This window comes from Pseudomonas oplopanacis (genome assembly GCF_057128725.1).
The window spans coordinates 154,374-180,874 of sequence record NZ_JBSKHV010000012.1 but is presented as its reverse complement, the minus strand read 5'-3'; the positions used below and the strand labels follow the sequence as shown (position 1 = coordinate 180,874).

Below are 26,501 nucleotides of genomic sequence, written 5' to 3'. Positions count from 1 at the left end.
CTCTTGTGAAGCATAGTCCTTCCATATCTGTTGTCGCACTGCGTCAACCCCTTTAGGCTTCGGGCATCTCTGGAGATGCTCGATGCCTTTTCGATATTTCGTAAAACAACTTCTGTTACCTCCCGGCATTCTTTTGCTGCTGCTGGTCCTTGCGTGGTGGTTGCGCCGCTCAAGACCAAGGCTTGCGAGTGTGTGCTTTGTCTTGGGATTCGGTGGCTTCTGGTTGATGAGTTTGCCCGTGGTGGTGCAGTGGAGCGCCAAGGCGCTCGAACGCGAACCGCCACTGGCACGCGACGAATGGGCGACCCTGGGCCAGCGTGCTGACGCGATTGTGCTGTTGGGTTCCGGGCGTGAGCGCGGCGACGTGGCGTGGGGCACCGACCAGCCGACGGGCGTGGGGCTGGAGCGTGAGCGTTATGCGGCGCGTCTGGCCAAGGCTTCCGGCTTGCCGATCCTGACCAGTGGCGGCCTGCATTACGGTACGCCGCCCTCTGAAGCGAAGATGATGGCGGACTCGCTGCTCGATGATTTTGGTGTGACGGTACGCTGGCAGGAAGGGCGCAGCCGAACGACGTGGGAAAACGCGCAGTTCAGTGCCGAAGTATTATTGCCTCAGGGCATCAAGCGGGTGGTGGTCGTGACTCAGGCGTGGCACATGCCGCGCTCTGTCTGGAGTTTCCAGAAGGCCGGATTTGAAGTGGTGCCTGCGCCGGTGGGGTTTTTAGGCGTGGACAATGCCCGGCCGCTGGGCGGCTGGATGCCGGAATTCAAGTCGATCTGGCAGTCCGGGCAATTGATGAATGAGGCGGTGGGGCAGGTCGGATATTCGCTGTTTTACCGCTGATCCACTGTGATGAGGGACAAGCCCCCTCATCACAGTGGAGGGTGAGCTTCAGACGGTTTTTGCCATCCGGCTGGCAATCAAGGCCCAGCCAAACAACAACACGCAAACGATAATCAGCGGCCACGAACGCCATTGCAGGTACGGCGTCAGGTTGTGCATCGGCACCACTTCGCCGTAGAGGATGCCGCGTTCGAACTGCGGGATCTGCGCGGTAATCTGGCCAAACGGGTTAATCAGCCCGGACACGCCATTGTTGGTGGCGCGGATCATCCAGCGACCCGCCTCAAGCGCGCGCATCTGCGCCATCTGCAAATGTTGCAACGGGCCGATGGAGGTGCCGAACCAGGTGTCGTTACTGATGGTCAGCAGCAAATCACTGCGCGCCGCAAGGCTGGCGGCGAATTCCGGGTAGACCACTTCGTAACAGATGAACGGCGCGATCTGATAACCCTTGGCCTGCAGCATCGGCTGGTCGGCCGGCCCACGGGCAAAATCGGACATCGGCAGGTCGAAGAATGCGATCAGGCCGCGCAGTACATCCTGCAACGGCACGTATTCGCCGAACGGCACCAGTTTCTGCTTGAGGTAAGTGCCATCGCCTTCACCGACGACCGTAATACCGTTGAAGAAGCGTTTCTCGTGACGCACTTCCTGACGGATCGGCACACCGGTAATCAACGCCGAATTACGCTCGGCGGCGAAGTTGCCCATCATCGTCAGGTAGCCCTCGGCGGACGACTTGAGCACCGGCACCGCGGTTTCCGGCCAGATCAGCAGATCGACGCGTTTGGAGCTGAAGCTCATGTCGCGGTACAGCTCTAATTGCGCGTTGAGCTGCGCCGGGTCCCACTTCATGCTTTGTTCGATGTTGCCTTGAATCGCCGCGACGCTGAGCGCCGGACCCGCCGGACTGGTCCAGGCGTGTTCTTTCAAGGCCAGGCCGGCCACCCACGGGCCGACCAGCAACAACGCGCCCGCTGCAATAAACCCTTTACGCCCGGTGCGCACCAGGCGCAACGCGTTGTAGATCAGTGCGGCCGTCAGGGCGAGTGTGAAGGAGATCAGCCACATCCCGCCTAAAGGCGCGAGCCCGGCCAATGGACCGTTGAGCTGGCTGTAGCCGGAATAGAGCCACGGGAAACCGGTGAGGAACCAGCCGCGAAACGCTTCCTGGCCGACCCACAATGCTGCAAACGCCAGGGCATCTGCCAGCGGTGCTTCGTTGCGGCGTAGCCAGCGCGCCCAAATCCAGGCCGGAAGGGCAAAGAACCAGGCAATCGCGGCGGTGAACGCCAGCATCAGCAAGCCCGCCAGCAACACCGAAGCGCCACCGAAGTTGTGAATGCTGTAGTAGATCCAGCTGGTGCCAGCGCCGAAAAGACCGAAACCGAAACACCAGCCACGGCCCAGGGCCTGACGTGGGCTCAGTTCGCGTAAACCGGCGTAAAAGAAACCGACCGCCAGCAACGCCAGCGGCCAGATATCGAACGGCGCCAACGCCAGGGTGGTGAGTGCACCGGCCACCACGGCCAGCAGATTACCGGGCCAGCCGGGACGGGTCAGACGGTGCATTTCAATCCTTAGCGTGCAATTGGAGTCAGGCGCAGCAGGTGAATCCGACGGCTGTCGGCGTTCAGGATGCGGAAGCGATAAGGGCCGATTTCAGTGATTTCGTTGCGTTTCGGCAAGTGTCCGAACGCGCTCATCACCAGGCCGCCGACGGTATCGAACTCATCGTCGGAGAATTCGCTGTCGAAAAACTCGTTGAAGTTCTCGATCGGCGTCAGGGCCTTGATCAGGAAGTCGCCGCTGGGCAGCGGCTTGATGTAGCTGTCTTCCTCGACGTCGTGCTCGTCTTCGATGTCGCCGACGATTTGTTCCAGCACGTCTTCGATGGTCACCAGGCCAGCCACGCCGCCGTATTCGTCAATGACGATGGCCATGTGGTTGTGGTTGGCGCGAAATTCGCGCAGCAGCACATTCAGGCGCTTGGACTCGGGCACGAACGTGGCCGGGCGCAGCAGGTCCTTGATGTTGAAGCTGTCGCCGTTCTCCTTGAGGATCAACGGCAGCAAGTCCTTGGCCAGCAACACGCCCATCACGTCATCGTGGCTTTCGCCGATCACCGGGTAGCGGGAGTGGGCCGAGTCAACCACGGCAGGCAGAAACTCGCGAGGGGTCTGGGTCGCCTTGATGCTGACCATTTGCGAGCGCGGGACCATGATGTCCCGTACTTGCAGGTCGGCAACCTGGATGGCGCCTTCGACGATGGCCAGCGCTTCGCTGTCCAACAGTTTGTTCTGGTGTGCATCGCGCAGGAGCTCCAGCAGCTCCTGACGGTTTTTCGGCTCGTGGGCAAAAGCCTGGGTGAGCTTACCCAGCCAAGACTTCTGCCCGTTGCTCGATCGATCTTCGCTCATAGCGATTACTCTGAATCCTTTGTTGTAACGATAGGGGATGTTTCGGTTTCGTCGTCCGCATATGGGTCGGGGTAGCCCAACTCTGCAAGCAACGTTCGTTCCAGTGCTTCCATTTCTTCGGCTTCGTCGTCATCTATATGGTCGTAACCGAGCAGATGCAAGCAGCCGTGAATCACCAGATGAGCCCAGTGGGCCTTCAATGCCTTGCCTTGTTCGGCGGCTTCACGCTCGACCACGGCCACGCAGATGACCAGGTCACCCAGCAGCGGGATATCCAGGAACTCGTCGGGCACGTCGGCGGGGAACGACAGAACGTTAGTGGCGTAATCCTTTTGCCGCCAGGTGTGATTCAGCTCGCGGCCTTCTGCTTCGTCGACCAGGCGGATGGTCATTTCGGAGTCGGCAGTGCGCTGGCGCAGGGCGAGTTCACACCATTGGCGGAACTCGGCTTCGCTGGGGGCGGACGCTTGTGTAGCCAGTTGCAGATCAAGCTCAAGCATCGCGGCGGTTGTCCTTGGGTGCTTCTTCGGTCACGCGATTTTCGAAGCGCTCGTAGGCTTCGACAATGCGCTGCACCAGTGGATGGCGCACAACGTCCTTGGGCATGAAATGGGTGAAGCTGATGCCCGGCACGTCCTTGAGCACCTCGATCACATGGTGCAATCCGGATTTGGTGCCTTTCGGCAGGTCGACCTGGGTGATGTCACCGGTGATGACCGCGGTGGAGCCAAAGCCGATACGGGTCAGGAACATCTTCATTTGCTCGACGGTGGTGTTCTGGCTTTCGTCGAGAATGATGAAGCTGTTGTTCAGCGTACGACCGCGCATGTAAGCCAGCGGCGCGACTTCGATGACCTGACGCTCGATCAGCTTGGCGACGTGTTCGAAGCCGAGCATTTCGTAGAGCGCGTCATAGAGCGGGCGCAGGTACGGGTCGATCTTCTGCGACAAATCGCCGGGCAGGAAGCCGAGCTTCTCGCCTGCTTCAACCGCCGGACGCACCAGCAGGATGCGGCGAATCTGCTCGCGTTCCAGCGCATCTACCGCGCAGGCCACGGCCAGATACGTCTTGCCGGTACCGGCAGGGCCGATGCCGAAGTTGATGTCATTGCCGAGAATTTCCTTCACATAGCGCAGCTGATTCAAGCCGCGAGGGCGAATCATGCCTTTTTTTGTGCGCAAGGCGACGGAGGGTTCGGCGGGGGACACATTGTCCAGCTCTTCGACGGCCGATTCCTGCAGGAACAGGTGAACCATGTCCGGCGACAGCTCGGTACCCTTGGTTTCCCGGTACAGACGGCGCAGGAGGTTTTCCGCGGAGGTGGTGTGTTTAGGATCGCCGATCAATTCGAACTGGTTTCCGCGGTTGCGGATCTCGATGGTCAGGCGCTGTTCGATCAAGCGCAAATGCTCGTCGAATTGCCCGCACAGATTGGCGAAGCGGCGAGCCTCAAAGGGCTCGAGGATGAAACGATGCGGTTCTATGGGTGCGTTCAAGGTCGTATTTAGCCGCCCTGGGGCAATTAAGATGAAATCAAGGATAACGCCAGTGGGCTGGGTGCGAAAGCTCTTAAATAAGATGCCGAATTCCGACACTTGACCTGTGGCGAGGGGGCTTGCCCCCGTTCGGCTGCGAAGCAGTCGCAAAATCTTGGGACCGCTTCGCGATCCAACGGGGGCAAGCCCCCTCGCCACAAAGGCTCGCACACACTTTGACTGGTGGTGTTACTGAAGCAGTGAGCCCCGCAGCGAGTGCGGTTGTGCGGCGTCGATGTGCACGTCGGCGAACTGGCCAATCAAGGTTGGATTGTCGCAGCGGAAGTTGACGATACGGTTATTCTCGGTCCGGCCTTGCAGCTCGCCAGGGTCTTTTTTCGAATAATCGGTCACCAGGATCCGCTGGATCGAGCCGACCATTTGTCGGCTGATTTCAAAACCTTGCTGGTTCAGACGATGCTGCAGGGCGTTAAGACGCTCTTTCTTCAACTCTTCCGGCGTCTCATCGACCAGGTCAGCCGCCGGGGTGCCCGGGCGTTGGCTGTAGACGAACGAATAGGAGAAGTCGAAACCGACGTCCTCGATCAGCTTCATGGTCTGTTCGAAGTCTTTCTCGGTTTCACCCGGGAAGCCGACGATAAAGTCCGAACTGATGCAAATGCCCGGCACGGCGGCCCGCAGCTTGCGCAGTTTGGATTTGTATTCCAGCGCGGTGTGGTTGCGCTTCATCGCCGAGAGAATCCGGTCCGAACCCGACTGCACCGGCAAATGCAGGTGCTTGACCAGTTCCGGCACATCGGCGTGGGCCTGGATCAGGCTGTCGGAGAACTCCAGCGGGTGCGACGTGGTGTAGCGAATCCGGTCGATGCCATCGACGGCGGCCACCACGCGGATCAGTTCGGCGAGGTCCGCCAGGCGACCGTCATGCGTGGTCCCGCGATAACCGTTGACGTTCTGGCCCAGCAACGTCACTTCGCGTACGCCGTTTTCGGCCAGGTGGATGATCTCGGCAATCACGTCGTCAAACGGACGGCTGACTTCTTCGCCGCGGGTGTAGGGCACCACGCAGAAGGTGCAGTACTTGCTGCAGCCTTCCATCACCGACACATAAGCGCTCGGGCCGTCGATGCGTGGCTCGGGCAAATGGTCGAACTTTTCGATTTCCGGGAACGAGACGTCCACTTGCGGCAGCTTGGTGGCGCGTGCAGCGTCGATCATTTCCGGCAGGCGGTGCAGGGTCTGCGGGCCGAAGACCACATCGACATACGGTGCGCGATCACGAATGGCAGCGCCTTCCTGGCTGGCCACGCAACCGCCGACGGCGATCACCATGTCCGGGTTGGCGAGTTTCAGTTCACGCCAGCGGCCGAGCTGGGAATACACCCGGTCCTGGGCGCGTTCGCGAATGGAGCAGGTGTTGAGCAGGATCACGTCGGCGTCTTCGGCGCGAGCAGTGACTTCCAGGGCCTGGTGTTCACCCAGCAAGTCGACCATGCGCGAGCTGTCGTACTCGTTCATCTGGCAACCGTGGGTTTCGATGTAAAGCTTCTTGGCCATGGACAGAGTCATCACGTGATTCAAAGAACCGCGCATTATAGGGAACATGTCCCAAGGTTCCTACCGCTGTGCGTCCGGTGGCTATGCTATAGTTCGCGCCCTCATTTTTATCCCCGATGTGTTGCTCGCCCACCATGACCAAACGTGAAGCTCCAATCTACAAGGTGATTTTCCTCAACCAGGGCCAGGTGTACGAAATGTATGCCAAGCAGATCTATCAAAGTGATCTGTGGGGCTTCCTGGAAGTGGAAGAGTTCGTCTTTGGCGAGCGCACGCAAGTGGTCGTCGATCCGAGCGAAGAGAAGCTCAAGGCTCAGTTCGAAGGCGTGGTGCGCAGTTTTGTGCCGATGCATTCGATTGTGCGTATCGACGAGGTAGAGCGACTGGGTACGCCGAAAATCAGCGAAGCCCGTGGCGCGGTCGGCAATGTCATGCCGTTTCCGATGCCGATGCCTGAGAAGTAAGCGCGAGCCCCTGTGGCGAGGGAGCTTGCTCCCGCTCGGCTGCGAAGCAGTCGTAAAACCAGAGAATGCGGTGCGTCAGGCAGGCTGTGATTGGAGGGTTTAGGGCCGCTTCGCGCCCCAGCGGGAGCAAGCTCCCTCGCCACAGGGGACCTTGTGCGGTTTAGGGCAATGGTGCAAACGGCGTTCGCCCATCCGCACTCTGCAATTCCATCAGGTATTTACGAAAGATTTGTCCCAGTACCTGAGTCGCCACTTCCAGCTCTTCGCGTGGCATTTTCTCGGTGACTTCGTCGGCGGTGTCCAGCGCATCTTCAGCGCCGTTGACTGCAGCCATTTTCAGCAGAATGTAAGCCTGAACGTTATTGGCCTGAACGCCTTCGCCTCGGAAGAACATCGTACCCAGTTTGAATTGCGCCTGGGCGTGGCCTTGCAGCGAAGCTTTTTCGAAATAGCTGAGGGCTTGATTGAGGTCGCGAGGCGCGTTTTTGCCTTCGTAGTAGAACTCACCCAACTCGTATTGCGCTTGAGCATCCCCTTCATCCGACGCTTTCTGGCAGGCGGCGAGCGCTTGCGTCAGGTCTTGCGGCTGAGTATTGAGGGTGCAGCGACCCATCGCTGGGATTAACAACGAGTTGCCGCCTGCTTGTGCGTGCGCGAGCAGGGGCTGAAGGAGCAACAGGCAGCCCAGTGCAAGGGCGCGGCCGGTGCGGTTCATGAGAATCGACTTACCTCTGAAGGGCGCGCGGACCCATCGAGGGATCCAATAAGCGCGCATTATGAAATAAGCAGGGCCAACCTTACAAAGTCTTTACTCGTTTTTCTGCTGCACGGGGAATATATCGCCCAATTTGCGGGAGATTATTGGCAGAAGCGTAGGAATAACGGTGTGAATGTAGGTAAAAGCTGACGCTGGCAGTCGCCAACGCCAGCGGCACAGCGTTTATTTCAATGCAGCGAATGCACGCTCAGCGGCATCCAGCGTCAGTTTCAACTCGGTTTCGCCATGGGCGATCGAGGTGAAGCCGGCTTCGAAAGCACTCGGCGCCAGGTACACGCCACCTTCAAGCATCAAGTGGAAAAAGCGGCCGAACAGGGCAGCATCACTGGCCATCACGTCATCGAAGGTCACGATGTCGTCGGCGCCACTGAAGTACAGGCCGAACATGCCGCCCGCCTGCGTGGTCACGAACGGAATGCCCGCCGCATCGGCGCGTTGTTGCAGGCCATCGAGCAGGCGGCTGGTGTAGTCGCTCAGCTCGGCATGGAAGCCTGGACGGCTGATCAGGCGCAGGGTGGTCAGGCCGGCGGCCATGGCCAGCGGGTTACCCGACAACGTGCCAGCTTGGTACACCGGACCCAGCGGCGCGATGTGCGACATGATTTCGCGTTTGCCGCCGAAGCAGCCGACCGGCATGCCGCCGCCGATGATCTTGCCGAAGGTGCTCAGGTCCGGCGTCACGCCGAAGTGCGCTTGTGCACCGCCGAGGGCGACGCGGAAACCGGTCATCACTTCGTCGAAAATCAGCACCACACCGTGCTTGTCGCACAGGGTCCGCAGGCCTTCGAGGAAACCCGGTGCCGGCGGTACGCAGTTCATGTTGCCAGCCACTGGCTCGACGATGATGCACGCCACGTCCTGGCCGACTTCGGCGAGCATGGTTGCTACCGCGTCGATGTCGTTGAATGGCAGGGTCAGGGTGTGTTTGGCGAAGTCCGCCGGTACGCCGGCCGAGCTCGGTACGCCTTGGGTCAGTGCGCCGGAGCCGGCCTTGACCAGCAGGCTGTCGGAGTGACCGTGGTAGCAGCCTTCGAACTTGATGATGCTGTCGCGACCGGTGAAACCACGGGCCAGACGAATCGCGCTCATGGTCGCTTCGGTGCCGGAACTGACCATGCGCACCATTTCCATCGACGGCACGATCGAGCAGACCAGGTCTGCCATCTCGGTTTCCATCGCGGTCGGGGCGCCGTAGGACAAACCGTGTTCCAGTTGTTTACGCACCGCGTCCAGCACGTCCGGATGGCTGTGGCCGAGGATCATCGGCCCCCAGGAACCGACGTAATCCACATAACGCTTGTCGTCTTCGTCGGTGACGTAGGCGCCTTCAGCGTGTTTGAAAAACAGCGGGGTGCCGCCGACGCTTTTGAACGCGCGCACAGGCGAGTTCACGCCACCGGGAATGTGTTTCTGGGCATTGGCAAACAGGGTTTCGGAACGAGACATGGTCGGGCTCTCAAATCAGATTTTAAGTAGTTCGTTAAAGGCGCGGGCGCGGCGTGTCACTTCAGCCGTACTCTCGGCGCCAAAAAGACCGTGGACAACCGCCAGCAGGTCAACCCCGTGGGCTACCAGTGGCGCGGCGTTTTCCAGGGTGATGCCACCAATCGCGCAGATTGGCAGGTGCAATGTGCTGCGGGCCTGATCGAGCAAGTCGAGACTGCAAGTCGGCGCGCCGGGCTTGGTGTTGGAGTTGAAAAAACGGCCGAAGGCGACGTAGCTGGCGCCTTCCTTTGCAGCCTGTTCGGCGAGTTCGAGTTGCGCGTGGCAGGTCGAACCGATGATTGCTTTGGGGCCGAGCAGGGCACGGGTCGGAGACAGCGGACCATCGGTTTGGCCAAGGTGCACGCCAACGTTCAGGCGCGCAGCGAGTTCGGCATCGTCGTTGATGATCAGCTGAGTCTTGTAGCGTTCGCACAGGTCGCGCAGTGCTTCGGCCTCACGCAGGCGCCGGGCTTCGTCGCTGCTCTTGTCGCGGTATTGCAGCAGGGTGACGCCGCCTTCCAGCGCCGCCTCCACGTACGAAAGAAATTTACCGGCCAACAACTGGCTATCGGTAATGGCGTACAGGCCACGTAGTTTCATCGGACAAGCCTCGGCGCTTTACGCATCAAAAGTTACGAACAGAAATCCAGCGGCAGACGGCGCGGCACGAACTGGCCTTTGCCCAGTTGCTCCGCATCACGCAGGGTTCGCCATGTGTAGTTAAGCGCGGTCTGTACGGCGCTGGCGAGGTTTTCACCCTGGGCCAGACGACCGGCCAGGGCGCTGGCCAGCGTGCAACCGGAACCGTGATAGCTGCCGGGCAAGCGCTGGCAGGTAAACGTTTCGCGGCGCCCGTCGCGGCTGTAGAGGCGGTTGTGGATTTCGTGTTCGTCGCCATGGCCGCCGGTGATCAGCAGGTGTTTGACGAACGGCAACAGTTTTTCGGCGCATTCGTCGGCCGTGCCTTCTGGCAGTTCGGCGAGGATGCGCGCTTCGGGAAGGTTAGGGGTGGCGATGATGGACAGGGGCAGCAGGCGTTCGCGCATGGCGTAGCCGACTTCGTCCTTGCCCAGTCGTCCGCCACCGCCGGCGCGCAGCACCGGGTCGCAGACCACTGGCAAATGCGGGTGCGCCGAGAGCAGTTCGACAACGGTGTCGACCATCTCCAGGGAACCGAGCATGCCCAGCTTGACCGCCGCGACTTCGGAATCGTTGAGCACGGCATTGGCCTGGGCCAACACCCACTCACGGTCGAGGACGCGAAAGTCAGTGACGTTGACCGTGTCTTGCACGGTCAGGGCGGTGACGGCCGGGGCCGCATGACAACCCTGGGCGAGCAGGGCTTCGATATCTGCCTGCAAGCCGGCGCCACCACTTGGGTCGTGGCCGGAGAGACAGAGGACAACGGGGCGAGAGCTGTAGATATTCATGGTGCGCGAGCTTACCACCAGTCGACCAACGAGTCATGAGACGGACCCTGTAGCCGCTGGCGAAGCCTGCGTCTGGCGGCTACAGGAATAAACAAAACGGCCGATGCATTGATACAACCTGACCAACCAAGCTGGTTTTGCGCAAAATTTGTCGCTGGAACGCCCGTACTAGAGCCTCTACAGTAAAATTTTCAATGGTGTTCAATGGCCATCAACGGCTATGCTAGAGTGGATCCAAACCAATAACAGGTAATACCGGTTTTACGTCTACTCAAAGGGAATGAGGGGCTTCCTGAGATAACCGGACAGGCCACGCTGGGGCTTAAATGCGCTATTTGCTGATGTTGCTGCTTTGCTTGCCCCTCATGGCGAGCGCCGTCGAGTTCGACGAATACACCCAGAGCCTTCCCCTGGGCCGAGTCATGCAAGTGTACGAAGACGCGGGTGGTCAGGCGACCATCGCTGATGTTCGTGCACAGGCCGCGGCCGGAAACTTCAAAACCCACGACAAAGCCACGCTCAACGCCGGGTACTCGCGTTCGGTGTTCTGGCTGAAAATCGATCTGCATTACCGCCCGACCAACCCCGCTGCGCAACGCACCTGGTTGCTCGAACTGGCCTATCCGCCCCTCGATCACCTTGATCTGTACTTGCCCGATGCAACCGGCAGCTATCAATTGGTGCGGCAGACCGGCGATGCCCTGCCGTTCGCCACTCGCGAGATCCGCCAGAACAACTACCTGTTCGATTTAAGTTTCACCCCTGACCAGGCGCAAACCGTCTACTTGCGCCTGCAAAGTGAAGGCTCGATCCAGGCGCCGGTCACCTTGTGGTCGAGCACCGCGTTTCTTGAAGAACAACCGGTGCGCCTCTACGTCTTGGGGCTGATCTACGGCGTATTGCTGGGGATGCTGGTCTACAACCTGTTCATCTATCTCAGTGTGCGTGACACCAGTTACCTCTATTACATTTTCTACATCGCCTCGTTTGGTCTGTATCAGCTGTCGGTCAACGGCGCGGCTGTGGAGTATTTCTGGCCGAACAACCCCTGGTGGGCCAACGCGGCAACGCCGTTCTTCATCGGCTGCGCAGGGCTGTTCGGCAGCCAGTTCGCTCGCAGCTTCCTGCAGACCGGCTCCTACGGACGCTGGCTCGACCGCTTGTTGCTGGCGTTGATTGCATTCGGCGCGGTGGTGATCGGGCTGTCATTGATGGCCAGTTATGCCCTGGCCTTGCGCCTGGCCACGGCGTTGGCCTTGACCTTCACCGTGGTGATTTTCGCCGCCGGGCTGTGCGCCTGGCTTCGCGGCCTGCGGGTGGCGCGCTACTTCATCATTGCCTGGTCGGCGTTTCTGCTCGGCGGCATCGTCAACACGTTGATGGTGCTGGGTTACCTGCCCAACGTGTTCCTGACCATGTATTCGAGCCAGATCGGTTCGGCGATCGAAGTCGCCCTGCTGTCGCTGGCCCTGGCCGACCGCATCAACGCCATGCGCGAGCAGCAGGCGCAAACGCTGTTTGATGCCGGTCAGAAGCTTGAAGTGCTGAACCAGCAACTGGCCCACAGTAACAAGCTCAAAGACGAATTCCTCGCCACCCTGACCCACGAATTGCGCACCCCCATGAACGGTGTGATCGGTTCTTTGGAGTTGATGCAGACCGTCGAGATGGACCCGGAACTGGAGCAATACCAGCAAACCGCCGCCGGTTCCGCGCGGGACATGATGCGCATGGTCAACGGCATCCTGACCCTGACCGAATTGCAGGCTGGCAAGCTCAAGGCCACCCCGGCAACGTTCAGTTTGCGCGGTGTGGTCGATGCCTTGCGGGCGCAGTTCGAGGGCAATGCCTCGAGCAAGTCGCTGGACTTCAAAGTCGACGTCACTTCGGGGCTGCCGGACCGCTTGCACGGCGACAGCGTCAAACTGGCGCAGTGCCTGGAATGCCTGCTGGACAACGCGATCAAGTTCACCCGGGTCGGCGGACTCGCCCTGCGGGTGACGGGTAAACCGGTGGAGAACGGACGGCTGTCGTTGTCGTTTGCAGTGATCGACACCGGCATCGGCTTCACTGATCTGGGGGAGGCGACGATGTATCAGCGTTTCTTCCAGCTCGACGGTTCGATGACGCGCGAATACGGCGGCTTGGGTGTGGGCCTGGCGATTTGTCGGCAACTGGTCGAATTGCTCGGTGGGCGCCTGACGCACCGTTCGGAGCCGGGCAGTGGCAGCCGTTTTCAGCTGGATGTCGACTTTGAAGTGCCGGTGGTAGAGCGCCCGCCCATGCCATTGATGAGTGGCGATCCTGCGCGTTTGCGCCTGCCTCAGGATTGCAGCGTGTTGCTGGTCGACGATAACAGCGTCAACCAGTTGGTGATGCGCGGCATGTTGCTCAAGCTCGGGTTTCGAGTGCGGTCCGCGGATAATGGCCCGGCTGCGCTCGATCAGTTGCAGCGTGAAACCTTCGACGCGGTGTTGCTCGACTGCCAACTGCCGCCTCAGGATGGCCACTCTCTGTGCTGCCAGATCCGCGACTTGCCGGGTTGCGCCGAGTTGCCGGTGTTCGTGGTCGCACTCAGCGTCGATCGCGAACGCTGCCCGACCGGCGACATGATCGATTACCTGAACAAACCGGTGAAATTCGAAGACTTGCAGGCCGCCCTGTATCGGCGGGTGTTGTGCCCAAGACAGGGCGAAAGCGCCGACAGTTAGGCGGATATGCCACTTTGTTCAGCCTCGGGGCAGTGCTTAACTGAATCCCTTGGCTGACCCAAAGGAGCCCCGTCATGAACCTGCATCAGTTCGCCGAAACCCACGAAGTCACCAACCAGCCACCGTCGCTGGACGGCACCAACCTCTACCGCATCGACCTGCCGCTGCAGGAATGGTCGCGGCGGTTCGGGGCCGGTTGGGCCGAGTCGCGGATCGACGCCTATGGCGCACTGGCCGGCGGGCCGCTGATGGAGGCCGGGTTCCTGGCCAATCAGAACAAACCGGTGTTCGTCAGTCATGACCGTTATGGCCATCGCATCGATCTGGTGGAATTCCACCCGGCCTATCACCAATTGATGCGCACCGCCGTCGAGCACGGACTGACGTCGTTGCCCTGGGCGCATCCGCAGTCCGGAGCGCATGTGGCCCGCGCGTCCATGAGCTATCTGCACAGCCAGGCCGAGGCCGGCAGCGGTTGCCCGTTGACCATGACCTTCGCCAGCGTCCCGGCGATGCGCCTGCAACCGGATCTGGCCGAGCAGTGGCTGCCGAAAATCCTCTCTACCGAATACGACCCGCGCAATGTCGGCATGGCGCACAAGGCCGGTGTGACCATCGGCATGGCCATGACCGAGAAGCAGGGCGGCACCGATGTGCGCGCCAACACCACCAAGGCGTATCCGGTCGGCGCCAGCGGCCCGGGCCAGGCTTACGAACTGGTGGGGCACAAATGGTTCTGCTCGGCGCCGATGTGCGATGCCTTCCTGACCCTGGCGCAGACCGACAAGGGTTTGACCTGTTTCCTGCTGCCGCGCCATCGGCCTGACGACACGCGTAATCAGTTCTACATCCAGCGCCTGAAAAACAAACTGGGCAATTGCTCGAACGCCTCCAGCGAAGTGGAGTTTCGTGGGGCACTGGCGTGGATGATCGGCGAAGAAGGGCGGGGCGTACCGACGATCATCGAGATGGTCGCCATGACCCGCTTCGATTGCATGGTCGGTTCCAGCGCGCTGATGCGTCAGGCGCTGACCCAGGCCAGCCATCACTGCGCGCACCGCAGCGTCGGTGGCAAGCTGCTCAGCGAACAACCCTTGATGCAAAACGTGCTCGTCGATCTGGCGCTGGAAAGCGAAGCCGCCCTCGCGTTGAGCCTGCGCATGGGCAAGGCGCTGGATCATCTGGACGACAGCCATGAAGCGAAATTCGCCCGGCTGGTGACTGCGGTGGGCAAATACTGGATCTGCAAACGAGCGCCCGCGATGATCAACGAAGCCGCCGAATGCATGGGCGGCGCCGGGTATGTCGAAGAAAGCATCCTGCCGCGCCTGTATCGGGAGGCGCCGGTCAATTCGACGTGGGAAGGTTCCGGCAACGTGCAGTGCCTGGATGTGTTGCGCGCGCTGTCCAAGGAGCCTGGCGTGCTGGATGTGTTGTTCAGCGAACTGGGTGATGGTCATGGCGACAAACGCCTGGCTGCGCACATCAGCCAGTTGCAGGCGGCCTTCAAGGACACCAGCGACATTCAGTACCGCGCGCGGCAATTGACGGAAGACATCGCCTTGGGGCTTCAAGCCAAGCTGTTGCTGGAAGCGGGGAATGCGGCGGTCAGCGATGCGTTTATTGCCAGTCGCCTCGGTTCGGCGGGACGGGTCTATGGCGCGTTGCCGCGTGGGCTGGATGTAGAGGCGATTGTCGCCCGCTCGACTCCACTTATGTGAGCGACCCAGACCCTTGTGGGAGCGAGCCTGCTCGCGAAAGCGATTTGACCTTCAGCATTGATGTTGGCTGACAGTCCGCATTCGCGAGCAGGCTCGCTCCCACATTGGATCAGCGCTGGACTTGGCATTTGTATAGCCACCACTGTTCCCGTGAAGCGACGATGCAGGCAAGATGAAGGTCTGCAAGTCAGAACACAGGATGCTGATCGTGACCGAAGCTTTTATTGTCGTTCAAACCGCCGAGCAAGCCGTGGACCGGCTTGCGCTCTTGCACAATCGTGCAACCACCGCGCTCAATCAGGCGCTCAAGCGTTACCTCAAGGACCGTGTCGAGCCGGACGCCGAACAGCGTGCGATGTTTCGTTATCCTGAATTGCGTCTGACCTATCACTGCCAGGGTGAAGTCCCGCAGACCACGCGTGCCTACGCCAAGGTTCAACTGCCGGGGACCTACAGTGTCACCGTCACCCATCCGGCCGCTTTCCGTAAATACCTGCTGGAACAACTTGTGCCATTGATGCACGACTTCACCGTGACCGTCGAAGTCGGCGTCAGCCAGCAGAACATTCCTTATCCTTACGTGGTCGAGCAGGGCGATGAACTGGCCGGTTCCGGCGTGACCGCTGCCGTGCTGGCGCGAGTGTTCCCGAGTACCGATTTGTCGGCCGCCACCGATGGCATCGCCGATGGCTTGTACGATTGGGAAAACACCGACCCGTTGCCGCTGGCGCTGTTCGATGCCGCCCGGGTGGATTTCTCCCTGCGTCGACTGGTGCATTACACCGGCAGTGACTGGCGTCATGTGCAGCCGTGGATCCTGTTGACCAACTACCACCGTTACGTTGACCAGTTCATCGTCCATGGCCTGGAGCAATTGCGCAGCGACCCGCGTTTTGTGCGCATGGTCTTGCCGGGCAACGTGATCATCGAAAAAAGCATGGACCACGGCGAAGCCTCGGCCATTGCCGCGGGCGTGGTCTGGCACCGTTACCAGATGCCGGCCTATCACCTGATCGCCAGCGATGGCCACGGCGTGACGCTGGTGAACATCGGCGTCGGCCCGTCCAACGCCAAAAACATCACCGACCACTTGGCGGTATTGCGTCCGCATTGCTGGCTGATGATCGGCCACTGCGGCGGCCTGCGTCAGTCGCAGACCATTGGTGACTACGTGCTGGCGCACGCTTACATGCGCCGCGACGGGATTCTCGACCGGGTCGTGCCGCCGAACATTCCGATTCCGGCCCTGGCTGAAGTGCAGATGGCGTTGCAGCAAGCAGCGGCCAATATCACCGGCGAAAAAGGTGACGAGCTGAAGAAACGCCTGCGCACCGGCACGGTTCTGACGTATGACGACCGTAACTGGGAACTGCGCTGGGCGCAGGAGCGTCCGTTGATCAACCTGTCTCGCGCTGTCGCAGTGGACATGGAAAGCGGCACCATCGCCGCCCAGGGCTATCGTTTGCGGGTGCCTTACGGCACGTTGCTGTGTGTCTCGGACAAACCGTTGCACAGCGAAATCAAGTTGCCGGGCTCGGCCAACGCCTTCTATGAACGCGCGGTCAGCCAGCACTTAAAGATCGGCATCGAGGCGGTGGATCTGTTGCGCACCGAACTCAACTCGTTGCACTCGCGCAAACTGCGCAGCTTCGACGAGCCTCCGTTCCGCTGATAAATAGTTGTCATGGTCATTTAGCGGTCAGGGCACTAGCATTAGCAGCCCTGACCGTTAGATGTTCCTTTCCTCATGCCTCGTCCACCACGTCCCGTTTCCCGCCGCCCTGGCGTGAAGCCTGCGCCATCGTCCTCAGCCCCGCGCCGTGTCGCCAAAGCGCCGCCGGCCGAGCCGAAGCTGATCCTGTTCAACAAACCGTTCGACGTACTGACCCAATTCAGCGACGGCGAAGGGCGGGCGACGCTCAAGGATTACATCGAGATTCCCGGAATCTATCCCGCAGGACGGCTGGACCGCGACAGTGAAGGTTTGCTGCTGTTGACCAACGATGGCCAACTTCAGGCGCGAATTGCCGACCCGAAGCACAAACTGGCCAAGACCTATTGGGTGCAGGTGGAAGGTGAGCCGAGTGCCGAGCAATTGCAGCGCTTGCGTGATGGCGTTGAACTGAACGACGGCATGACGCTGCCGGCCGAGGCGCGGCAGCTTGATGAGCCGCAGCTGTGGCCACGCAATCCGCCGGTACGCTTTCGCAAAAGCGTACCCACGAGTTGGCTGGAGTTGGTGATTCGCGAGGGGCGAAACCGTCAGGTACGGCGCATGACGGCGGCGGTCGGCTTGCCGACATTGCGGCTGGTGCGGGTCAGAATCGGCGACTGGACGATCGAAGGGCTTGATCAGGGCCAGTGGAAAGAAGTGCCGGCGCGTTTATAACGTGCCGGATTCGATCAGGCCGATCACCACGCTTTTGATCACGAACGCGGCCACGCCCAGACCCAGCACAAAGAACAGAATCATCGAGCCAAAGCGCCCGGCCTTGGACTTCTTCGCCAGATCCCAGACGATGAAACCCATGAAAATGATCAGGATGCTGACAAGGCCAGTCATCATCCACTCTTCAAATACTGCAGGATCCATCGAACATCTCCAGCGCAGGCGCGGCTAAAAGGGCGCGGCGAGTATACGCCACGGGGGATTGGCGAAGTATTGACCTGCGTCGGTGTGTCGCAGTCATTCGTCGCCTGTGCCGGCCTCTTCGCGAGCAGGCTCGCTCCCACAAGGGATCTTCAGCGCATGTGAGATCCCTGTGGGAGCGAGCCTGCTCGCGAAGGCGTCCTCAGCTGCGCAGATGAGTCAGCGGTAACTCAGTGCTATTGAGCACCTGATTCAACACAAAACTCGACCGCACACTCGTCACCCCTTCAATCCGGGTCAGATGCCCCAGCAGCAGTTTCTGATAGTGGTCCATATCGGGCACCACCACCTTCAACTGATAATCCGCATCCATTCCCGTCACCAGGCTGCATTCCAGCACCTGCGGCAAGGTACGGATCGCCGCTTCGAAGTTCTCGAACCGCTCGGGGGTGTGTCGGTCCATGCCGATCAGCACATAGGCCGTCAGGCTCAAACCGAGCATTTTGCGGTCGAGCAGGGCGACCTGACGGGTGATGTAGCCGTCGTCTTCCAGTTGCTTGACCCGGCGCGAGCATGGCGAAGGCGACAGGCCAATGCGTTCGGCCAGTTCCTGGTTGGAGATGCGCGCGTCACGCTGCAATTCCGCCAAAATGCTCAAGTCGTATCGGTCGAGTTTGCTCATCAATCAGGCCTTTGTCGTAACTATTGCGGCAGATTATCTATCCAGGGTTAAAAATTGCGCAAGTGATGTTTATTTGAGCAATCTTCGCAATCCTCTGCCGGCGCCCCAGGCCTATTCTTATCACCAGAATCACTGCTCGGACAAACAGTCCACAGCGACTCGCCCAATCAGGCCAGTCGCGGCCGCCACCCCCACCGGGGATGTGCCGGCCCCCGAGCTACACACTGTCCAGAAGACGGCGTGAGGTGAGCCGGCGTCATAAGCGTCGAGCACGGACGAAGTTCTCAAAGGGAGGCCGACGGGTCTCCCTTTTCTTTTGCCCGCGATTTCTCTTCTGCCCTCAATAAATAAGTTTCGCGACTGATAACCTGTTGCAGAACCGGCCTGTGCTTTTCCAGTCTTACGTACAGGCCCTAACCCGCAGTGAGGAAAAGCATGAAGTCGCGCATCTGGCGTTTGGCCGGTGTTGGTTTGCTGTGTGTCGGTGTCGCTGCGCAATCGCTGGCCGATGATCAGCAAAACCGTGGAAACGATGGCGGGCAGCATGGGCCGGATGGCCACCAGGGCAACGGTCAGGGGCATGGCAACAATCAGCAACGCCCGCAGAACGATCAGCAGAATAATCAGCCGCGTCCGCAGAACAACGAGATCATTCGTGGCGAAAACAGCCGCCAGTTCGAACATAACGGCCAAAACCAAAACAACGGTCAATGGCAGAACCAGAACCAGCCACGACCGCAGCACGACTACAACAACCCGGTTCGCTCGCCGCCACCGCCACCACAATTACCCGCCAATGACCTGCCGATCCAGGGCCGGCCCGATACCGTGCGCCAGACCCAGCAGCCGCAGCGTGGCTACTATCAGGACAATCCGCGCAACAACGGATACAACCAGCAGTGGCAAACCGGCGGTATGGGCGCACGGCCCAATGATCATTACTGGGCAGGTCGCCCGAATGGGCACGGCAACGGTTGGGGCCCAGGTCCGCAGTATCGGCCCGGTCAGGTGATCGATCGCTTCCCGGATCGCGATTACCGTGTGCCTTACGGCGGTCGGGATTATTTCTATTCCGGCGGCTACTGGTATCGCCCGCAAGGCCCGCGTTACGTGGTGGTGCAGCCGCCACGCGGGATCCGTGTCAGTTACTTGCCCGATTACGCCCGTGAAGTGTGGATTGGCGGGTCATTGCTGTTCCTGGCCGCCGGTTCGTATTACGCCTATCAAGAGAACACTCAGGATTACGTCGTGGTCGAACCGCCAGGACAACCGCTGCCGCAATCGTCCAGCAATGGCTATGACGTCGAGGCGTACCCGGCCAACGGGCAGTCGCCGGAACAGGTCAGTCAGGACGGTTACGAGTGCTACCAATACGCGGTGCAGCAGAGCGGTTTTGATCCACGCGCCGACACTTACCAACCAGACCCTTCGGTGGTGCAAGCCTACCGACAAGCCCAAGGCAATTGCCTGGGCAGTCGCGGTTATCAGGTCAAGTTCTGAGTCCGGGCAGCCAACACCACTTCTTGCGGGTCGGCGTGCACCAGCACTTCGGCTCGCGGGTAGGCGGCGTGGATGGCATCGGCGGCTTGATCGCTGATGCCGTGGGCGACTGACAGCGTCAAATCCCCCGGCAATTCCAGGTGCAGTTGCACGAACCACTGGTTGCCGGAAATCCGCGTGCGCAAATCATGCGCCCCCAGAACACCCGGCACGCTGCAGGCCAGTTCAAGCATGTGCTGACTGACATCCGGTGGCAGTTCTTCATCCATCAACACTGTGAAGCTTTCCCGGGCGATCTGAATCGCGCTCCAGAGAATGTACGCGGCAATCCCCAGACCGAACCACGGGTCGACCTGATGCCAGCCAAACCCGGCCAGCACCAGCGCCACCAGAATGCTGCCGTTGAGCAGCAGGTCCGAGCGGTAATGCAGCGAGTCCGCACGCACCGCGTTGGAGCCTGTGGCCTTGACCACGCGATGCTGCAACATCAGCAACGCCACCGTCAGCACCAAGGAAAACACGATCACCCCGATGCTGATCCACGGAGCGCCGACCGGCTCCGGGTGTTGCAGCCGGTCTATCGCCTGCATGGCAATCAACACCGCACTGCCACCAATGAACAACGCCTGCGCCATGCCCGCCAGCGACTCAGCCTTGCCATGCCCGTAACGATGGTCGTCATCGGCCGGGCGCAAGGCGTAATGCACCGCCAGCAGATTGAGCAACGACGTGACGCCGTCGAGCGCCGAGTCGGTCAACCCGGCGAGCATGCTCACCGAGCCGCTCAACCACCAGGCGATGGCCTTGGCGACGATCAGCGTACACGCCACCGCCACCGAGGCACGGGTCGCCAGCCGCAGCAGGCGGGCGTGTTCGGAGCTGGAAATCATAGGGGCGGCTTTTCCTTCTGGTGCACCGGTTACGCGGCGGGTTGCAGGCCGAGCAGGGCCAGTTGCTGGGTGCTGCCTTTATGTTGGATCAAGCGCGGGTCGTCCAGCGGGAAGCTGCGGCCCAGTTCAGTTTCGAGAATAGTCTGCAACTTGTGGTTATCGACCTTGCCGTCGGCACCGATCGCTTCCTTGAGTTTTTCCGGGTCGACCTGAGCAGTCTTGCCGGGTTCGAAGTAAATCGCGCCGGTGGCGAAGTCGACCGCAAACGCGATCAGGCCGGGGATGATGTAGAACAACAGGCCCACGGCATCCAGCGCGGCGATGGCCGGGTCGATCTTGCCGTCGATTTGCCCACGGCGGTCGGGGTAGAAAATCGATCCGCAAGCGGTCACTTGGGTCAGCAGGGTTGCAACCAACACACCGCCAATCAGGCGAAAGGGAACACGCATATGAAATCTCCTGAGTCATCTGGAAAACGAAGCGTCGTCGTTATGAATTAGGACCGTGATAAACGCCGAGCAGTTCGCCGTTATACTCGCGCCTCTGTTTGGGAGCCAGCATGATTTCTTTGCCGATTGATGAAGTTTTACCCGCGCTGCGTGAAGCCTTGGCGACACGCCACGAAGCCGTGCTCGAAGCACCGCCCGGCGCCGGTAAGACCACCCGTGTGCCATTGGCCCTGCTCAACGAGACCTGGCTGGCCGGGCAAACCATTCTGATGCTTGAACCGCGCCGGTTGGCAGCACGGGCGGCGGCGGAGCGGCTGGCCAGTGAATTGGGGGAGACGGTTGGCGAAACGGTCGGCTATCGCATTCGTCTCGACAGCAAAGTCGGGCCCAAGACCCGTATCGAAGTGGTCACCGAAGGCATCCTGACCCGTCGCTTGCAGGACGATCCGGCGCTGGAAGGCGTTGGCCTGCTGATCTTCGATGAGTTCCACGAGCGCAGCCTCGACGCCGACCTGGCGTTGGCCCTGAGCCTGAATGGCCGCGAGCTGTTTCGCGACGATCAACCGCTGAAAATCCTGCTGATGTCGGCCACCCTGGAGGGCGAACGCCTGGCCGGGTTGCTCGACGATGCGCCAATTTTGCGCAGCGAAGGCCGCATGTACCCGGTGGCGATGCGCTGGGGGCGGCCGTTCCAGCCCGGTGAGTTTATTGAGCCGCGTCTGGTACAGACCATCCTCGAAGCCTTGAACGATGAAACCGGCAGCATCCTGGTATTCCTGCCGGGACAAGCGGAAATCCGTCGTGTGCATCAACAATTGGCCGACGCCTTGGGTGATAGCCCGCAGGTGCTGCTTTGCCCGCTGCACGGTGAGCTGGACCTGAATGCCCAGCGCGCGGCGATAGATCCGGCGCCGACCGGCAAGCGCAAAGTGGTGCTGGCGACCAACATCGCCGAAACCAGCCTGACGATCGACGGCGTGCGCGTGGTGATCGATGCCGGGTTGGCGCGGGTGCCACGTTTCGACCCCGGCAGCGGCATGACCCGCCTCGACACCCAGCGCATCTCCAAGGCCAGCGCCACGCAGCGCGCGGGCCGGGCAGGGCGTTTGGAGCCAGGCGTGTGTTATCGCTTGTGGTCGCAGGATCAACACGAGCAACTGGCGGCCTACGCCAGTGCGGAAATTCTCTCGGCGGACCTCGCCGGCCTGGCGTTGCAACTCGGTCGCTGGGGCGTGACGCCGGGTCAGTTGGTTTGGCTGGATGTCCCACCGGCCGCCGCTTATGCCCAGGCTCAGGACTTGCTGGATCGACTGGGTGCATTGGACGGTGAAGCGCTGACCCGTCACGGACAGGCCATGGCGGAACTGCCGGCGCATCCACGCATCGCGCATTTGTTGTTACGTGGTCAGGCGCTGGGCTTGGCTGACATGGCCTGCGATGTCGCGGCGTTGCTCGGTGAGCGCGATATCTTGCGTGGCGCTGGCGCCGATCTGCACAGTCGCTTGGTGCTGTTGTCCGGCGAAGAACGCGCCGCGCGCGGTGCTCAAGGTGGCGTTCAACGGGCCCGGCAACTGGCGCGGCAATACCGTGGTTATCTGCGCGGCAAAGCCTCGGAGCCGGTCAGCGATCCGGATCATCCGCGCTGGCTCGGCGCACTGCTGGCGCTGGCCTATCCCGACCGCGTCGCCCAGCAGCGCCGTGCCGGTGGCGCGGAATACCGCTTGGCCAACGGCCGCGCCGCGTTGTTCGCCGAGGCTGACAGCTTGATGAAACAGGCGTGGCTGGTGATCGCCGATCTCGGCAGTCGTCAGGGCCAGCGGGAGGAACGGATTTATCTGGCGACGGATTTCGATCCGGCGCTGTTCGACTCGGTGCTCGCCGAGCAAGTGCGCATCGTTGATCAACTGGATTGGGACGAGCGTGAAGGCGTGTTGCGCGCCGAGCGTCAGCGCAAGGTCGGTGAGCTGATCCTGAGCCGCGAACCGTTGACCGGTCTTGATGAATCTGCGCGCAGTCAGGCGCTGGTCAATCTGGTGCGACGCAAAGGTCTGGAGTTGTTGCCGTGGACTCCGGAGTTGCGTCAGTGGCAGGCGCGGGTGGCCTTGTTGCGTCAGTTGGATATGGCCGGCAAGGGCGAAAGTGAATGGCCGGATGTCAGCGACGCCGCGCTGCTTAAAGCCCTCGAACATTGGCTGATGCCGTATCTGGGCAAAGTCTCGCGGCTCAGCCACTTTGCCAACCTGGATCTGTCGAGCATCGTCCATAACCTGCTGCCATGGCCGCTGCCGCAACGGCTCGATGAGCTGGCGCCGCATCATCTAAGCGTGCCGTCGGGGTCGTCGATTCGTCTGGATTACAGCGAGCAACCACCAATTCTGGCGGTGCGTTTGCAGGAACTGTTCGGCCTGGCCGAGACGCCGCGTATTGCCGGTGGCCGGCAAGTGGTCAAGCTGCATCTGCTGTCGCCTGCTCGGCGGCCGGTGCAGGTGACCCAGGACCTGGCGAACTTCTGGCGCAGCACCTATGCCGAGGTGAAGAAGGATTTGAAGGGGCGGTATCCGAAGCACTACTGGCCCGATGATCCGTTGGTGGCCGAAGCGACTGCGCGGATCAAACCCCGCAAGTAATCCTATGGCTAAACACTAACCCTGTGGCAAAGGGGATTACCTGTGGCGAAGGGGCTTGCTCCCGCTGGGTGGCGAAGCCGCCCCAAAACCTGCGACCGAGGTCTGTCAGATACAACGCATGCGACGGTTTTGCGACTGCTGCGCAGTCGAGCGGGAGCAAGCTCCCTCGCCACAGAGGAGGCACCAGACTCAAGCTCTTGTCGCAGCTTTCGCAGTGAGCTGCTCCCGACAATAATCGGCAAACAACTGCGCCGGCTTGGTCAACTGCCCGCGCTTGAGCCACGCCGCCACCAACCCTGAACCGGTGACGTCTTCAACGATGTCCACGCACACCACTTTCTGCCCGTCGTAGGTGCATTCCGAGTGCGGTCGCGTGACCAGGATCGAAAAGCCGAACCCTTGCCCGACCATGCCCCGGACCATCTCGATCGACGGTGAACTGAAGGCAATGTTCGGCGACAGGTTCAATTCCTCGAACAGGCTGACGAAGTACGTCCGGCTCGGTTGCACGTCCAGCAGAATCATCGGCTCCAGGCACAGGTCACGCAGCGACACCTGCTTGAGTTGGGCAAAGCGATGGTCCGCCGGCAGCAACGCATAAGGTCGCTGCGCCGGCATCAGTGGCTCGGTCTGGATGGTGGCGTCGAGGTCGTGTTCGTACAGGATCGCCAGGTCGAAGGTGCCCGACGTCAGGCCTTGCACCAGCTCCTGCTGCTCGCCGTCGCGAATGCGGATTTTCACCCCCGGATACAGCGCCGAGAACCCGGCAATCAGTTGCGGCAGGTACAGCGGCGCGACCGTTTCGAAGCAGCCGATGTCGATCTGCCCGGCCACCACGTCGTTGTCGGCCAGGGCGTTCTGCTCGAACTCCTTGGCCATGCGCAGCAGTTCCTGAGCCTTGCGGTAGAAGCGAGCGCCGCTCGGCGTCAAGGACACCCCTTGGGCGTGATGACGGATCAGCAGTTGCACGCCGAAGCTGTCTTCCAGGCCTTTGATCGCCGTGGAAATCGCCGGCTGGGCGATGTACAGCTTGCGCGAGGCCTCGGCGACGCTGCCGCATTCGACGGTGGTGATGAAGTATTTCAGTTGACGCAAGTTGTAGGCAGCCACGGCAAACCTCGGGGTGGATGATCAAGGCATCCAGGCAATATTCGCGCCGACTGCGTCCGTTCTGACGACGGTGTTGTTGTGCTTGAACAATAACCACATACCGCGCGCTGGGGGAGGTTGGCTGCCCAGTTTTTTCATGGTCTGCGAAAACATTTTTACTATTTTTCGTGGACACGGGGCTGGGCCACCATCCATTCACAAGAAAAGCCCTTGGAGCATCTGAACGTGTTCGAGCTTGCATATTGGCAAAACAAAGCCGCAGCGCTGCAGTTTCCCGACCAGGCCGTGATCGACGGTAAACGCCGTTCCGCGCAATCCGGCCAGACGTTCGCCGCGATCAACCCGGCCACCGGGCAATGCCTGGCCAACGTGACGGCGTGTGGCGATGAAGAGGTCGACGCCGCTGTCAGTAATGCGCGGCAGGTATATGAAGCCGGCATCTGGTCGGCGCGCTCGCCAAGTGAGCGCAAACAGGTGCTGCTGCGCCTGGCCGACCTGATCATGGTCAATCGCGAAGAACTGGCATTGCTCGATTCGCTGAACATGGGCAAACCGGTGATGGACGCCTACAACATCGACGTGCCGGGCGCGGCCGGGGTGTTTCGCTGGTACGCCGAAAGCCTCGACAAACTCTACGATCAGATCGCCCCCAGCGCGCAGAACGTGCTGGCGACCATCACCCGTGAAGCCCTCGGGGTGGTCGCTGCCGTGGTGCCGTGGAATTTCCCGCTGGACATGGCTGCGTGGAAACTCGCACCGGCCCTGGCCGCCGGCAACTCGGTGATTCTGAAACCCGCCGAACAATCACCGTTTTCCGCCCTGCGGCTGGCCGAGCTGGCGCTGGAAGCGGGTTTGCCGGCCGGCGTATTGAACGTGCTGCCGGGCCTCGGTGAGCAGACCGGCAAAGCCCTCGGTTTGCACCCGGATGTCGATTGCCTGGTGTTCACCGGCTCTACCGAAGTCGGCAAATTTTTCATGCAATATTCTGCGCAGTCGAACCTCAAGCAGGTGTGGCTGGAGTGCGGCGGCAAGAGCGCGAACCTGGTGTTCGCCGATTGTCAGGACCTCGATCTGGCCGCTGAAAAAGCCGCATTCGGGATCTTCTTCAATCAGGGCGAAGTCTGCTCGGCCAACTCGCGTTTGCTGGTGCAACGCTCGATTCATGACGAGTTCGTCGAACGCCTCATGGCCCAGGCCGAGCGCTGGTTGCCGGGCGATCCGCTGGACCCGTCGAGCGGCGCCGGGGCGATTGTCGACAGCCGCCAGACCGCGCGCATCATGAAGTTCATCCAGCAAGCCGAACGTCAGGGCGCGACCAAGGTGTGCGGTGGCCGGCAGTCGATCTTCAACGGCTCTGACAACTTCATCCAGCCGACGATTTTCACCGGTGTGACCCCGGACATGCCGCTGTTTCGCGACGAAGTATTCGGCCCGGTGCTGGCCGTCACGGCGTTCGATGACGAGGCCCACGCCTTGCAACTGGCCAACGACAGCGTCTACGGTCTGGCGGCGTCGCTGTGGACCGATGACCTCAATCGCGCCCACCGTGTGGCGCGGCAATTGCGAGCGGGAACGGTCTCGGTCAACAGCGTCGATGCACTCGACGTGACCGTGCCGTTCGGCGGCGGCAAACAGTCCGGTTTCGGTCGTGACTTGTCGCTGCATTCATTCGATAAATACACCCAGTTGAAGACCACCTGGTTTCAGCTGCGCTGATAACAGCCGCTAATAAAAAACGGAGAACTG

23 protein-coding genes are annotated in these 26,501 nt (G+C 60.9%); 9 read left to right on the top strand and 14 right to left on the bottom strand.

Annotated elements, in window-relative coordinates:
• Positions 1-82 precede the first annotated feature (82 nt).
• Positions 83-844, top strand: a complete 762-nt coding sequence (locus tag ACWKV5_RS22510; protein ID WP_483843038.1) for a YdcF family protein — start codon at positions 83-85, stop codon at positions 842-844.
• A gap of 48 nt (positions 845-892) precedes the next feature.
• Here ACWKV5_RS22510 and lnt read toward each other — a convergent pair whose 3' ends face one another.
• The 5 genes from lnt to miaB all read right to left on the bottom strand — a co-directional run bounded on the left by lnt (position 893) and on the right by miaB (position 6,318).
• Complete coding sequence (lnt, locus tag ACWKV5_RS22505; RefSeq protein WP_483843037.1) at positions 893-2,416, bottom strand: apolipoprotein N-acyltransferase; 1,524 nt, start codon at positions 2,414-2,416, stop codon at positions 893-895.
• An 8-nt stretch (positions 2,417-2,424) separates the two neighbouring features.
• On the bottom strand, positions 2,425-3,264 hold the full coding sequence (locus tag ACWKV5_RS22500) for a CorC family transporter (protein ID WP_027924283.1): 840 nt from the start codon (positions 3,262-3,264) through the stop codon (positions 2,425-2,427).
• A gap of 5 nt (positions 3,265-3,269) precedes the next feature.
• Positions 3,270-3,764 carry an rRNA maturation RNase YbeY gene (gene ybeY, locus ACWKV5_RS22495; RefSeq protein ID WP_123433436.1) on the bottom strand — a complete coding sequence of 165 codons (495 nt, stop codon included), beginning with the start codon at positions 3,762-3,764 and terminating at the stop codon, positions 3,270-3,272.
• Positions 3,757-4,761, bottom strand: coding sequence for a PhoH family protein (locus tag ACWKV5_RS22490; RefSeq protein WP_483843036.1), 1,005 nt, complete (start codon positions 4,759-4,761; stop codon positions 3,757-3,759). The genes ybeY and ACWKV5_RS22490 overlap by 8 nt, the downstream gene beginning before the upstream one ends.
• Positions 4,762-4,989: 228 nt before the next feature.
• Positions 4,990-6,318, bottom strand: a complete 1,329-nt coding sequence (gene miaB, locus ACWKV5_RS22485; RefSeq protein WP_483843035.1) for a tRNA (N6-isopentenyl adenosine(37)-C2)-methylthiotransferase MiaB — start codon at positions 6,316-6,318, stop codon at positions 4,990-4,992.
• 134 nt (positions 6,319-6,452) lie between these two features.
• Here miaB and ACWKV5_RS22480 point away from each other — a divergent pair, with 134 nt between their 5' ends.
• Positions 6,453-6,782, top strand: a complete 330-nt coding sequence (locus ACWKV5_RS22480; protein ID WP_007894425.1) for a DUF1820 family protein — start codon at positions 6,453-6,455, stop codon at positions 6,780-6,782.
• 160 nt (positions 6,783-6,942) lie between these two features.
• Here the strand turns inward: ACWKV5_RS22480 and ACWKV5_RS22475 are convergent, their stop codons facing one another.
• From ACWKV5_RS22475 to ACWKV5_RS22460, 4 genes are all read right to left on the bottom strand, one after another.
• Complete coding sequence (locus ACWKV5_RS22475) at positions 6,943-7,497, bottom strand: tetratricopeptide repeat protein (RefSeq protein WP_123433439.1); 555 nt, start codon at positions 7,495-7,497, stop codon at positions 6,943-6,945.
• Positions 7,498-7,722: 225 nt separating this feature from the next.
• A complete protein-coding gene (gene hemL / locus ACWKV5_RS22470; RefSeq protein ID WP_483843034.1) occupies positions 7,723-9,006 on the bottom strand; it encodes a glutamate-1-semialdehyde 2,1-aminomutase in 1,284 nt (427 codons plus the stop codon).
• Between the two features lie 15 nt (positions 9,007-9,021).
• Positions 9,022-9,645 (bottom strand): thiamine phosphate synthase, encoded by a 624-nt coding sequence (gene thiE, locus ACWKV5_RS22465; RefSeq protein ID WP_483843033.1) that lies wholly within the window; start codon positions 9,643-9,645, stop codon positions 9,022-9,024.
• A gap of 32 nt (positions 9,646-9,677) precedes the next feature.
• Entirely contained in the window at positions 9,678-10,475 is a 798-nt protein-coding gene (locus ACWKV5_RS22460) for a hydroxymethylpyrimidine/phosphomethylpyrimidine kinase (protein WP_027924276.1), read from the bottom strand.
• A 326-nt stretch (positions 10,476-10,801) separates the two neighbouring features.
• On the opposite strand from ACWKV5_RS22460, the gene ACWKV5_RS22455 reads away from it, so the two are divergent.
• The 4 genes from ACWKV5_RS22455 (at position 10,802) to ACWKV5_RS22440 (ending at position 17,296) form a co-directional block, all read left to right on the top strand.
• Positions 10,802-13,186 (top strand): 7TM diverse intracellular signaling domain-containing protein, encoded by a 2,385-nt coding sequence (locus ACWKV5_RS22455; protein ID WP_483843032.1) that lies wholly within the window; start codon positions 10,802-10,804, stop codon positions 13,184-13,186.
• Positions 13,187-13,260: 74 nt separating this feature from the next.
• Positions 13,261-14,907, top strand: coding sequence for an acyl-CoA dehydrogenase family protein (locus ACWKV5_RS22450; RefSeq protein WP_483843031.1), 1,647 nt, complete (start codon positions 13,261-13,263; stop codon positions 14,905-14,907).
• A 172-nt stretch (positions 14,908-15,079) separates the two neighbouring features.
• Positions 15,080-16,579 carry an AMP nucleosidase gene (amn, locus tag ACWKV5_RS22445; RefSeq protein ID WP_185045067.1) on the top strand — a complete coding sequence of 500 codons (1,500 nt, stop codon included), beginning with the start codon at positions 15,080-15,082 and terminating at the stop codon, positions 16,577-16,579.
• 75 nt (positions 16,580-16,654) lie between these two features.
• Positions 16,655-17,296, top strand: a complete 642-nt coding sequence (locus ACWKV5_RS22440; protein WP_483843030.1) for a pseudouridine synthase — start codon at positions 16,655-16,657, stop codon at positions 17,294-17,296.
• On the opposite strand, the gene ACWKV5_RS22435 is transcribed toward ACWKV5_RS22440, so the two are convergent.
• Positions 17,291-17,500 (bottom strand): DUF2788 domain-containing protein, encoded by a 210-nt coding sequence (locus tag ACWKV5_RS22435; protein WP_027924271.1) that lies wholly within the window; start codon positions 17,498-17,500, stop codon positions 17,291-17,293. The genes ACWKV5_RS22440 and ACWKV5_RS22435 overlap by 6 nt on opposite strands.
• A 199-nt stretch (positions 17,501-17,699) precedes the next feature.
• Complete coding sequence (locus tag ACWKV5_RS22430; protein ID WP_007894448.1) at positions 17,700-18,179, bottom strand: Lrp/AsnC family transcriptional regulator; 480 nt, start codon at positions 18,177-18,179, stop codon at positions 17,700-17,702.
• Between the two features lie 435 nt (positions 18,180-18,614).
• Between ACWKV5_RS22430 and ACWKV5_RS22425 the strand changes: the two genes are divergently transcribed.
• Positions 18,615-19,679, top strand: a complete 1,065-nt coding sequence (locus ACWKV5_RS22425; RefSeq protein ID WP_483843029.1) for a DUF6515 family protein — start codon at positions 18,615-18,617, stop codon at positions 19,677-19,679.
• On the opposite strand, the gene ACWKV5_RS22420 is transcribed toward ACWKV5_RS22425, so the two are convergent.
• Entirely contained in the window at positions 19,664-20,569 is a 906-nt protein-coding gene (locus ACWKV5_RS22420; protein ID WP_483843028.1) for a cation diffusion facilitator family transporter, read from the bottom strand. The two genes, ACWKV5_RS22425 and ACWKV5_RS22420, sit on opposite strands and share 16 nt — an antisense overlap.
• Positions 20,570-20,598: 29 nt before the next feature.
• Complete coding sequence (locus tag ACWKV5_RS22415; RefSeq protein ID WP_027924268.1) at positions 20,599-21,018, bottom strand: hypothetical protein; 420 nt, start codon at positions 21,016-21,018, stop codon at positions 20,599-20,601.
• A 110-nt stretch (positions 21,019-21,128) separates the two neighbouring features.
• Between ACWKV5_RS22415 and hrpB the strand changes: the two genes are divergently transcribed.
• Complete coding sequence (hrpB, locus tag ACWKV5_RS22410) at positions 21,129-23,645, top strand: ATP-dependent helicase HrpB (protein WP_483843027.1); 2,517 nt, start codon at positions 21,129-21,131, stop codon at positions 23,643-23,645.
• Positions 23,646-23,834: 189 nt separating this feature from the next.
• Here the strand turns inward: hrpB and ACWKV5_RS22405 are convergent, their stop codons facing one another.
• On the bottom strand, positions 23,835-24,755 hold the full coding sequence (locus ACWKV5_RS22405; RefSeq protein ID WP_483843026.1) for a LysR substrate-binding domain-containing protein: 921 nt from the start codon (positions 24,753-24,755) through the stop codon (positions 23,835-23,837).
• Positions 24,756-24,980: 225 nt separating this feature from the next.
• On the opposite strand from ACWKV5_RS22405, the gene ACWKV5_RS22400 reads away from it, so the two are divergent.
• Positions 24,981-26,471 (top strand): aldehyde dehydrogenase, encoded by a 1,491-nt coding sequence (locus ACWKV5_RS22400; RefSeq protein WP_483843025.1) that lies wholly within the window; start codon positions 24,981-24,983, stop codon positions 26,469-26,471.
• Positions 26,472-26,501: the final 30 nt, after the last annotated feature.